The sequence below is a fragment of the Staphylococcus sp. T93 genome (genome assembly GCF_016743875.1).
GTDB lineage: Bacteria > Bacillota > Bacilli > Staphylococcales > Staphylococcaceae > Staphylococcus > Staphylococcus aureus.
In genome coordinates, this window is sequence record NZ_CP068247.1 from 812,245 (window position 1) to 824,471 (window position 12,227).

A 12,227-nucleotide genomic window follows, 5' to 3' on the forward strand; every position below is an offset into this window, starting at 1 on the left:
ATTATGTCGAAAATAAAAATAAGTGGTATTTTTAATATATTAAGAAGCACTCATAATCGGCTGTTAATTAATAATATTTTTCATAAGTATTGATTCATCATTTTCTTTATGTTAAATATGAATCAGTATAGATAACCATATTGTTCTGTTTGAGATAGAAATATTTTCTATTTACTTCTTAATACAGATATCAATATGACAAAAGTGTTATATAAATCAAAGGTAAATGATATGCTATTTTTATGGTTTATATGATATATTTTGATTTATAACAGAAATAATTAGAATTGATGTGAAAAAATGAATCAGGAAGTTAAAAACAAAATATTTTCAATCTTAAAAATTACGTTTGCTACAGCTTTATTTATTTTTGTAGCAATCACATTGTATCGGGAGTTATCTGGTATTAACTTTAAAGATACGTTGGTTGAATTTAGTAAGATTAACCGTATGTCCTTAGTGTTACTATTTATTGGTGGTGGGGCATCGCTTGTTATTCTATCAATGTATGATGTGATTTTATCTAGAGCTTTAAAAATGGATATATCCTTAGGCAAAGTTTTAAGAGTAAGTTATATCATCAATGCATTGAATGCGATTGTAGGTTTCGGTGGCTTTATTGGTGCAGGCGTTAGAGCAATGGTTTATAAAAACTATACGCATGATAAAAAGAAATTAGTTCACTTTATATCCTTAATACTTATTTCAATGTTGACAGGTTTAAGCTTATTATCATTGCTAATTGTATTCCATGTTTTCGATGCATCTTTAATCTTAGATAAGATTACATGGGTAAGATGGGTATTATATGTAGTGTCATTTTTCTTACCATTATTCATTATTTATTCAATGGTTAGACCACCCGATAAAAACAATCGTTTTGTAGGATTGTACTGCACTTTAGTGTCGTGTGTTGAATGGTTAGCAGCTGCAGTTGTATTATATTTCTGTGGTGTAATTGTTGACGCTCATGTATCATTCATGTCCTTTATTGCAATATTTATCATTGCTGCATTATCAGGTTTAGTCAGCTTTATTCCTGGTGGTTTCGGCGCTTTCGATTTAGTTGTATTACTAGGATTTAAAACTTTAGGTGTCCCTGAGGAAAAAGTATTATTAATGCTACTTCTATATCGTTTTGCGTACTATTTTGTACCGGTAATTATTGCATTAATTTTATCATCATTTGAATTTGGTACATCAGCTAAGAAGTACATTGAGGGATCTAAATACTTTATTCCTGCTAAAGATGTTACGTCATTTTTAATGTCTTATCAAAAGGATATTATTGCTAAAATTCCATCATTATCATTAGCAATTTTAGTATTCTTTACAAGTATGATCTTTTTTGTAAATAACTTAACGATTGTTTACGATGCTTTATATGATGGAAATCACTTAACGTATTATATTCTATTGGCAATTCATACTAGTGCTTGTTTATTACTTTTACTGAATGTAGTTGGTATTTATAAGCAAAGTAGACGTGCCATTATCTTTGCTATGATTTCAATTTTATTAATCACAGTGGCGACATTCTTCACTTACGCTTCATATATTTTAATAACATGGTTAGCTATTATTTTTGTTCTGCTTATTGTAGCTTTCCGTAGAGCACGTAGGTTGAAACGCCCAGTAAGAATGAGAAATATAGTTGCAATGCTTTTATTCAGTTTATTTATTTTATATGTTAACCATATATTTATTGCTGGAACGTTATATGCATTAGATATTTATACGATTGAAATGCATACATCTGTATTGCGCTATTACTTCTGGCTTACGATTTTAATCATCGCTATCATCATAGGTATGATTGCATGGTTGTTTGATTATCAATTTAGCAAAGTACGTATTTCTTCTAAAATTGAAGATTGCGAGGAGATTATTAATCAGTACGGCGGTAATTATTTGAGTCACTTGATATATAGTGGTGACAAGCAGTTTTTCACTAATGAAAATAAAACAGCATTTTTAATGTATCGTTATAAAGCAAGTTCATTAGTGGTTCTTGGAGATCCGTTAGGTGATGAAAATGCCTTTGATGAATTGTTAGAAGCATTCTATAATTACGCTGAGTATTTAGGCTATGATGTTATATTCTATCAAGTTACAGATCAACACATGCCTTTATATCATAATTTCGGTAACCAATTTTTCAAATTAGGTGAAGAAGCAATTATTGATTTAACGCAATTTTCAACTTCAGGTAAAAAACGCCGTGGATTTAGAGCGACTTTAAATAAATTCGATGAACTTAATATTTCGTTCGAAATTATTGAACCACCGTTTTCAACTGAATTTATAAATGAACTTCAACATGTAAGTGATTTATGGCTAGATAATCGTCAGGAAATGCATTTCTCTGTTGGTGAATTTAATGAAGAATACTTATCTAAAGCGCCAATTGGTGTAATGCGAAATGAAGAAAATGAAGTAATTGCATTTTGTAGTTTAATGCCAACATACTTTAATGATGCCATTTCAGTCGATTTAATTAGATGGTTGCCAGAGTTAGATTTACCATTAATGGATGGTCTATACTTGCATATGTTACTTTGGAGTAAAGAACAAGGTTATACAAAATTTAATATGGGTATGGCAACGTTATCGAACGTTGGTCAATTGCATTATTCATATTTAAGAGAACGACTTGCAGGCCGTGTCTTTGAACATTTCAACGGTCTATATCGTTTCCAAGGATTACGTCGTTATAAATCTAAATATAATCCGAATTGGGAACCACGCTTTTTAGTTTATCGTAAAGATAATTCGCTTTGGGAATCACTTTCTAAAGTAATGCGTGTAATACGTCACAAATAATTAAAATCCAAGTGCTAAGAGGTATACAGTTATGCCTGATGCGCTTGGATTTTTTGGTTTCTATAAAGAATGATTTATAAAAAACGGTACAGATAAGAATATTTAAGTTTCCTATCTGTACCGTATTTTAATATTGAAATGAGCTAAAGTTAAGTCGCCTAACTTTTATTATCAGTCCAATCAGTTTCATCAAGTATAAATGTTATTGCTTATTTTTGTATTCTTGGCGTATTTTTTGTTCTTCTGCATAGCGCTCTGGATTTTTCTTATAAAAATCTTGGTGATAGTCTTCGGCTTTGTAAAATTGTGACGCTGGTAATATTTTTGTTGCAATTGCCTTATCAGCATTAATCGTATTTTTAAGCTGCTCGATATAAGTCTCAGCGAGTTCTTTTTGATGATCATTAGTGTAGAAAATAGCTGTTTGATATTGAGGACCACGGTCTTGATATTGACCACCTGTATCTAATGGGTCAATGACTGAGAAAAATATTTCTAATAACTTATTGTATGAGAATAATGCAACATCATATTGAATTTCAACAGTTTCTAAATGACCACTCGTACCTGATTTTACTTGTTCGTAAGTAGGATTTTCAATATGTCCGCCCATATATCCAGAAGTTACTTTTTCTATGCCGTCAAAGGTGTCAAATGGTTTCGTCATACACCAAAAGCAACCTCCGGCAAAATAAGCTGTATTAATATTCATTTTTGACATCCTTTCATTAGACCTTAGTACGATTTATTAAGAAATCACTTGCTTTTTGAATTGTTTTTATATAACGTTAATATGTGATTATTATAGTACACAAAAATCTATTTTTGAAGATATAAGGTAGGTAAATATGGATAAAGAAACTAATGACAACGAATATAGACGTCAAAGTGAACATCGCACTTCGGCGCCTAAGCGAAAAAAGAAGAAGAAAATTAGGAAATTACCTATCATTCTTCTGATTGTTGTAATTTTACTTATCGCATTAGTTGTATATATTGTACATAGTTACAATAGCGGTGTAGAATATGCCAAGAAACATGCGAAAGATGTTAAAGTACATCAATTTAATGGACCAGTAAAAAATGATGGTAAAATTTCTATTCTTGTACTCGGTGCAGATAAAGCACAAGGTGGACAATCAAGAACAGATTCTATCATGGTTGTTCAATATGACTTTATCAATAAAAAGATGAAAATGATGTCTGTCATGCGTGATATTTATGCAGATATTCCAGGATATGGAAAACACAAAATTAATTCAGCATACGCTTTAGGTGGTCCAGAGCTACTTAGAAAAACACTTGATAAAAATTTAGGAATTAATCCTGAATATTATGCAGTAGTTGATTTTACTGGATTTGAGAAAATGATTGATGAATTAATGCCTGAAGGTGTACCAATTAATGTCGAAAAAGATATGTCGAAAAATATTGGTGTATCTTTGAAAAAGGGTAACCATAGGTTGAATGGTAAAGAATTACTTGGTTATGCAAGATTCCGTCACGACCCTGAAGGTGACTTCGGACGCGTGCGACGTCAGCAACAAGTGATGCAAACATTGAAAAAAGAAATGGTTAATTTTAGAACAGTTGTTAAATTACCAAAAGTTGCAGGTATTTTAAGAGGCTATGTGAATACAAACATTCCTGATTCAGGGATTTTCCAAACAGGTTTGAGTTTTGGTATCCGAGGTGAAAAAGATGTTAAGTCATTGACTGTGCCAATCAAGAACTCATACGAAGATGTCAATACAAATACTGATGGTAGTGCATTACAGATTAATAAAAACACAAATAAACAAGCTATTAAAGACTTTTTAGATGAAGATTAAAAATAAACAAGGCGATTTCTATCATACTCAGATAGAAGTCGCCTTGTTCGTTTTCAAAGAATTAATTGGCATGCATCTTATGAAGAATTATTGATCTGACTTTCTTACGCCAGCCACACCATAATGGTTTGGTTTCATTTCTTCTATAACAACGTGAATTGCTTGTCTATTTGCCCCCGTTGTTTTTTCTACGGCGTCAGTTACTTCGCTAACTAAATTTTTTAATTGTTCATCCGAACGACCTTCTAATAATTTTACATTGACGATTGGCATCATCCAAACCTCCTAATCATTATTAATTTGAGTATATCATGTAATACTTAAAAATTCATTTGCAAAATAACAGAACATTTGTTCTAAAATAGTTGAAATAGAACACGTGTTCGTATATAATAAGATTCAAGTAAGGGAGGAATAACAGTGTATAATTATCATTTATTAGAAGATAGGGATGTTCTATGTATTGACCAAAAAAGTTTTTTTGCGAGTGTTTCTTGTATTGAAAAGGGGCTAGATCCATTAGAAACAAAGCTAGCTGTTGTTGCAGATACTAAGCGTCAGGGTTCTGTAATATTGGCTGCGACACCTAAATTAAAAGAATTAGGCATCAAGACAGGGTCGCGATTGTTTGAAATACCACATAGAAATGATATTTACATTATCAATCCAAGTATGCGTAAATATCTTAATGTTTCAGTTGCTATTTCTAAGATTGCATTGCGTTATATTCCACCTGAAGATTTACACCAATATAGTATTGACGAATTTTTTATGGATGTTACTGATAGCTATCATAGATTTAGTTCTACAGTACATGCATTTTGCGAAAGACTTAAACGTGAAATTTATGAAGAAACAGGCATTTATTGTACTGTGGGCATTGGTTCTAATATGTTATTAAGTAAAATTGCTATGGATGTTGAAGCGAAGCATAGTCAAAATGGTATAGCTGAATGGCGATATCAAGATGTACCAACGAAATTATGGCCAATTCAGCCCTTGCGAGATTTTTGGGGTATTAATCGTCGAACAGAAGCCAAATTGAATAAAAGAGGAATTTTTACTATAGGAGATTTAGCGAAATATCCATATAAATTTTTAAAAAAAGAGTTCGGTATTTTAGGTGTTGATATGCATCTACATGCGAATGGGATAGATCAGAGTAAAGTACGTGAAAAGCACAAGATCAGCAATCCATCGATATGCAAAAGTCAAATATTAATGAGAGATTATCATTTTGATGAAGCAAAAGTAGTAATGCAAGAGTTAATTGAAGATGTTGCTAGCAGAGTTCGAGCAAGAAAAAAAGTGGCAAGAACGATACATTTTGCCTTTGGCTATAGTGATGAAGGCGGTGTACATAAGCAATATACTTTGAAAGATCCAACAAACTTAGAAAAAGATATTTATAAAGTAGTAATGCATTTCGCAGATAAATTATGTAATAAACAAGCACTATATCGTACGCTAAGTATATCTTTGAGTCAATTTATTAATGAGGATGAGCGACAGTTAAGTCTGTTTGAAGATGAATACCAACGCAAACGTGACGAATGTCTAGCTAAAACGATAGACCAATTACATTTGAAATACGGCAAAGGTATTGTGTCCAAAGCAGTATCGTTTACAGAAGCAGGTACAAAACACGGCAGATTAGGTTTAATGGCTGGACATAAAATGTAATGACTATACGGTTTAAGTAATATATAACTGTGATTCGTATAAAATAAGTCTCTAAAGATAAATATTTCATATATCACAATAGATTTTCACAATAATATCTAAGAATACATGGAATTTATCAAAAGAGACTTAATAATTATTGGATATAACAATCAAAATCACTCAATGCTTGCATACCGCGTTCTCGGTCAGTAGGGTTTTTGAAACTAATTTTTAAAGCACCGTATATATCTTCGCGTACTTCTAAGATTCTTAAGTTGCTTATAGATATGTTATGTAAACTCAGGATATAAGTCACTTTACTTATCATACCTGATTCATCCGGAATGTCTACATATAGATCATACGCAGTATTTAGTCCACCTAGTTGTTTAGCGGGTAGTGCGTCGCGATACGATTTAGCTTGGGCAAAAAATGATAACAATTTTTCAGAATCATTGCTTTCAATTAGTCTTTCTAAATCTTGAAACTGACTTTTTAGCTGTCGAATCATTTCTAAAATATACGTTTTATTACTCAAGGTGATATCTTTCCACATTTGTGCATTACTACTAGCTATACGAGTGATATCACGAAAACCACCAGCTGCAAGTTTATTAACTAAATGATGTTCTTGACCGTTCTTTTGACTAACATGAACTAAACTAGATGCAACGATATGAGGTAAATGACTTACGACGCTTGTTACGTAGTCGTGTTCTTCAGCAGTAGTTACAATAAATTTAGCAAGAGTAGGTGATAACAGTTCTTTTAACGTGTTTGCTGCTTGCTCATTTCTTGGCTCATTGTAGACTAAAATATAATAAGCGTTTTCAAATAAGTGCTTTTTAGCATTTAGTACACCAGATTTATGACTACCAGCCATTGGATGACCACTGACTAAATGAATATTATGCTTTAATAAATTGCATTCGTGTTGCTGTATCATTGCTTTAGTACTACCAGTATCAGAAACAATAACACCAGGTTTAGTTGGCATATCTATAAGCTCGCTAAGATATTTATTTGTGATAGCAACAGGTGTTGCATAAATAATTACATCGGCTTTTTTAATAGCTTCACTATAATTTAAACATTTTTCATTAATAATGCCGATTGATTTAGCTTTATCTAACTGAGAAATATCTGCATCGTATGCAATAATATTAGTATTAGGGTTATGGTATTTTATATTGCTAGCAAGACTTCCACCAATTAATCCAAGCCCAACAAATAAAACTGTTGTCATATAAATCACCTTATTTCGAAATTTTCAGAATAATAACATTGTAAATGAGCTGTTGACACAGTGCAATAGTAAATAAAAATCGATAATAGCATTAATAGATAAACGGAGATAAATCATCTACAATAAAGAGTATAGTAACACAATGGCAACGGAGGGGTAAATCAATGGAACCAATATTAGAAATGATTAAAACATTAACAGGTATTAATAGTCCTTCAGGAGACACAGAAGAAGCAATTCAATTTGTCGAAAAATATGCAAAAGACTTGGGTTATCAAACAACACTAACAAATAAAGGTGCGTTATTAATAACAGTGCCAGGCAAAAATGATGAAGTACAACGCTGTATTACTGCTCATGTTGATACTTTAGGTGCAATGGTTAAAGAAATTAAAGAAGATGGTCGCTTAGCAATAGAATTAATTGGAGGATTCACGTATAACGCGATTGAGGGTGAATATTGCCAAATTAAAACTGATGCTGGTCAAATATATACAGGAACAATTTGTCTGCATGAAACAAGTGTTCATGTATATAGAAATAATCATGAAATACCTAGAGATCAAAAGCATATGGAAATAAGAATTGATGAAGTAACTACATCAGAAGAAGATACAAAGAGTTTAGGTATTTCAGTAGGTGATTTTGTTAGCTTTGATCCACGTACAGTTATCACGTCATCAGGTTTTATTAAATCTCGTCATTTAGATGATAAAGCTAGCGTAGCGATGATACTACAATTACTAAAGAAATTAAAAGAAGAGCAAATAATATTACCACATACAACGCAATTTTATATTTCTAATAACGAAGAAATAGGTTACGGTGCAAATGCATCAATTGATTCGAAAATCAAAGAATATATTGCATTAGATATGGGCGCGTTGGGAGACGGTCAAGCATCGGATGAATATACAGTTTCTATTTGTGCCAAAGATGCTTCAGGTCCATATCATAAGCAATTGAAATCGCACCTAGTTAATCTTTGCAAAATAAATAACATTCCATATAAAGTAGACATATATCCATATTATGGTTCAGATGCTTCAGCAGCTTTACATGCTGGTGCGGATATCAGACATGGTTTATTTGGCGCTGGCATTGAATCATCTCATGCAATGGAACGAACACATATTGATTCTATTAAAGCGACAGAGAAATTACTATATGCATATTGCTTATCACCAATTGAGTAAACAATTAGTGTTGACAAATGTGAACGACCTATGTAATATAATGAACTATAAAAATAATTAGAATTTTCTAAAGAAATAGTAGCAGATATGAAACGTAGCAAATAGAAAGCTAATGGGTGATGGGAATTAGCACGCCATATCTTGTGAATTGGACTTTGGAAAACAATTGAATGAGTTTTGAAAGTGAACATGAATTATGTTAACTAAGGTGGCACCACGGTAACGCGTCCTTACAGGTATATGCGTTATGTGGTGTCTTTTTATTTAGACAAAATGTAGTAGTTAATTAAAGGTAGCAACAGAAAGTTAGTGGATGATGTGAACTAACACCGAGATTAATGAAATTGGGTTTTGTCTGCAACAGAAAAATTATATATAGTAAAGAGTGAACTATGAATATTTCGAATATTCGGTTAATTTAGGTGGTACCACGCGTCAGCGTCCTTTATATTGATAAGGATGCTGGCGCTTTTTTGAAAGGAGCGTATAGAATGGATATATTTTATAAAAAAATAAAAGCAAATGTAACGCCCGAAGTTTTAGCACAACTTCATTCCAAGAAGATCATTTTGGAAAGTACAAATCAACAACAAACTAAAGGTCGCTATTCAGTTGTTATTTTTGATATTTATGGCACTTTAACTTTAGATAATGATGTATTATCAGTAAGTACTTTAAAAGAATCGTATCAAATCACTGAAAGACCGTACCATTATTTAACGACTAAAATAAATGAAGACTACCATAATATTCAAGATGAGCAACTTAAGTCATTACCATTTATATCTGGATATGTTGGGACGTGTAGCTTTGATTTAGTAAGACATGAATTTCCTAAATTGCAATCAATACAATTAGAAGATCACAAGCAGCACGATGTAAGGTTATATATGGTTGAACAAGTTTATGTATTTGACCATTACAAAGATGAGTTATATATCATCGCGACGAATCAATTTTCAAATTCAACAAAATCAGATCTTGAGAATCGAGTTATTAAGTCTATCGAAGACTTAACTAAAATCCAACCATTCATGCCTACACAAGATTTTGATTTTAAAACTAAAGAAATTCAATCAAACATTTCTGAAGAAAGATTTATCGAAATGATTCAGTATTTCAAAGAGAAAATAACAGAAGGGGATATGTTCCAAGTTGTGCCATCAAGAATTTACAAATATGCGCATCATGCTAGTCAGCATTTAAATCAACTTTCGTTTCAACTGTATCAAAATTTAAAACGACAAAACCCAAGTCCATATATGTATTATCTTAATATCGATCAACCATATATTGTCGGTAGTTCTCCCGAAAGTTTCGTAAGTGTCAAAGATCAAATTGTAACAACTAATCCTATTGCAGGTACGATTCAACGTGGTGAGACGACACAAATAGATAATGAGAATATGAAACAACTACTTAATGATCCAAAAGAATGCAGCGAACATCGTATGCTAGTTGATTTAGGACGTAATGATATTCATAGAGTAAGTAAAATCGGTACCTCAAAAATTACTAAATTAATGGTTATTGAAAAATATGAACATGTTATGCATATCGTAAGTGAAGTCACAGGTAAAATAAATCAAAATTTATCGCCAATGACAGTTATTGCGAATTTATTACCAACAGGTACCGTTTCAGGTGCACCAAAATTACGTGCAATTGAAAGAATATATGAACAATATCCACATAAACGGGGCGTTTATAGTGGTGGTGTTGGATACATAAATTGTAATCATAACTTAGATTTTGCATTAGCAATTCGAACGATGATGATAGATGAGCAGTATATCAACGTAGAAGCTGGTTGTGGCGTTGTATATGATTCTATTCCTGAAAAAGAACTGAATGAAACGAAATTGAAAGCTAAAAGCTTATTGGAGGTGAGCCCATGATCTTAGTTGTAGATAATTATGATTCCTTTACATATAACCTAGTGGATATTGTTGCTCAACATACTGACGTCATTGTTCAATACCCTGATGATGATAATGTGCTGAATCAATCGGTGGACGCTGTTATTATATCTCCTGGTCCAGGGCATCCATTAGACGATCAACAGTTAATGAAAATCATATCAACCTATCAACACAAACCCATTTTAGGTATTTGTTTAGGGGCTCAGGCACTGACTTGTTACTACGGTGGAGAAGTCATTAAAGGCGACAAGGTTATGCACGGCAAAGTTGATACACTAAAGGTTATATCGCATCATCAACATCTGTTATATCAAGATATACCAGAACAGTTTTCAATTATGAGATATCATTCATTAATAAGTAACCCTGACAATTTTCCAGAAGAATTGAAAATTACTGGACGTACCAAAGATTGTATACAGTCATTCGAGCATAAAGAAAGACCGCATTATGGTATTCAGTACCATCCTGAATCATTTGCTACAGACTATGGTGTCAAAATAATTACAAATTTCATTAATCTAGTGAAGGAAGGATGAAAACCATGACATTACTAACAAGAATAAAAACTGAAACTATATTACTTGAAAGCGACATTAAAGAGCTAATCGATATACTTATTTCTCCTAGTATTGGAACTGATATTAAATATGAATTACTTAGTTCCTATTCGGAGCGAGAAATCCAACAACAAGAATTAACATATATTGTACGTAGCTTAATTAATACAATGTATCCACATCAACCATGTTATGAAGGGGCTATGTGTGTGTGCGGCACAGGTGGTGACAAGTCAAATAGTTTCAACATTTCAACGACTGTTGCTTTTGTTGTAGCAAGTGCTGGCGTAAAAGTTATAAAACATGGTAATAAAAGTATTACCTCAAATTCAGGTAGTACGGATTTGTTAAATCAAATGAACATACAAACAACAACTGTTGATGATACACCTAACCAATTAAATGAAAAAGACCTTGTATTCATTGGTGCAACTGAATCATATCCAATCATGAAGTATATGCAACCAGTTAGAAAAATGATTGGAAAGCCTACAATATTAAACCTTGTGGGTCCATTAATTAATCCATATCACTTAACGTATCAAATGGTAGGCGTCTTTGATCCTACAAAGTTAAAGTTAGTTGCTAAAACGATTAAAGATTTAGGTAGAAAACGTGCAATCGTTTTACATGGTGCAAATGGTATGGATGAAGCAACACTATCTGGTGATAATTTGATATATGAATTGACTGAAGATGGAGAAATCAAAAATTACACATTAAATGCGACTGATTATGGTTTGAAACATGCGCCGAATAGTGATTTTAAAGGCGGTTCACCTGAAGAAAATTTAGCAATCTCCCTTAATATCTTGAATGGTAAAGATCAGTCAAGTCGACGTGATGTTGTCTTACTAAATGCGGGTTTAAGCCTTTATGTTGCAGAGAAAGTGGATACCATCGCAGAAGGCATAGAACTTGCAACTACATTGATTGATAATGGTGAAGCATTGGAAAAATACCATCAAATGAGAGGTGAATAA

The 12,227-nt window shown here is 32.3% G+C and carries 10 protein-coding genes; 7 read left to right on the forward strand and 3 right to left on the reverse strand.

The window, feature by feature from the left end:
• The first annotated feature begins 300 nt into the window (after positions 1-300).
• The gene (gene mprF / locus JG553_RS03965; protein WP_001071135.1) at positions 301-2,823 is read left to right on the forward strand and encodes a bifunctional lysylphosphatidylglycerol flippase/synthetase MprF; all 2,523 of its coding nucleotides are present in this window, start codon (positions 301-303) and stop codon (positions 2,821-2,823) included.
• A gap of 202 nt (positions 2,824-3,025) precedes the next feature.
• Here the strand turns inward: mprF and msrA are convergent, their stop codons facing one another.
• Positions 3,026-3,535 (reverse strand): peptide-methionine (S)-S-oxide reductase MsrA, encoded by a 510-nt coding sequence (msrA, locus tag JG553_RS03970; RefSeq protein WP_001024830.1) that lies wholly within the window; start codon positions 3,533-3,535, stop codon positions 3,026-3,028.
• 136 nt (positions 3,536-3,671) lie between these two features.
• Here msrA and JG553_RS03975 point away from each other — a divergent pair, with 136 nt between their 5' ends.
• Entirely contained in the window at positions 3,672-4,655 is a 984-nt protein-coding gene (locus JG553_RS03975) for an LCP family protein (protein ID WP_000356975.1), read from the forward strand.
• Positions 4,656-4,742: 87 nt separating this feature from the next.
• Here JG553_RS03975 and JG553_RS03980 read toward each other — a convergent pair whose 3' ends face one another.
• Complete coding sequence (locus JG553_RS03980) at positions 4,743-4,928, reverse strand: 2-hydroxymuconate tautomerase (protein ID WP_001123276.1); 186 nt, start codon at positions 4,926-4,928, stop codon at positions 4,743-4,745.
• 147 nt (positions 4,929-5,075) lie between these two features.
• Between JG553_RS03980 and JG553_RS03985 the strand changes: the two genes are divergently transcribed.
• Positions 5,076-6,338 carry a Y-family DNA polymerase gene (locus JG553_RS03985; RefSeq protein WP_000283016.1) on the forward strand — a complete coding sequence of 421 codons (1,263 nt, stop codon included), beginning with the start codon at positions 5,076-5,078 and terminating at the stop codon, positions 6,336-6,338.
• A 136-nt stretch (positions 6,339-6,474) separates the two neighbouring features.
• Here the strand turns inward: JG553_RS03985 and JG553_RS03990 are convergent, their stop codons facing one another.
• Complete coding sequence (locus tag JG553_RS03990) at positions 6,475-7,566, reverse strand: prephenate dehydrogenase (protein ID WP_000214264.1); 1,092 nt, start codon at positions 7,564-7,566, stop codon at positions 6,475-6,477.
• A 164-nt stretch (positions 7,567-7,730) separates the two neighbouring features.
• Between JG553_RS03990 and JG553_RS03995 the strand changes: the two genes are divergently transcribed.
• The 4 genes from JG553_RS03995 (at position 7,731) to trpD (ending at position 12,227) form a co-directional block, all read left to right on the forward strand.
• Entirely contained in the window at positions 7,731-8,762 is a 1,032-nt protein-coding gene (locus JG553_RS03995; protein ID WP_000433354.1) for a M42 family metallopeptidase, read from the forward strand.
• Positions 8,763-9,253: 491 nt separating this feature from the next.
• On the forward strand, positions 9,254-10,660 hold the full coding sequence (locus tag JG553_RS04000; RefSeq protein ID WP_000350978.1) for an anthranilate synthase component I: 1,407 nt from the start codon (positions 9,254-9,256) through the stop codon (positions 10,658-10,660).
• Positions 10,657-11,223, forward strand: a complete 567-nt coding sequence (locus JG553_RS04005) for an anthranilate synthase component II (protein WP_000604817.1) — start codon at positions 10,657-10,659, stop codon at positions 11,221-11,223. Before JG553_RS04000 ends, JG553_RS04005 begins: the two co-directional genes overlap by 4 nt.
• A gap of 5 nt (positions 11,224-11,228) precedes the next feature.
• On the forward strand, positions 11,229-12,227 hold the full coding sequence (gene trpD / locus JG553_RS04010) for an anthranilate phosphoribosyltransferase (protein ID WP_000173832.1): 999 nt from the start codon (positions 11,229-11,231) through the stop codon (positions 12,225-12,227).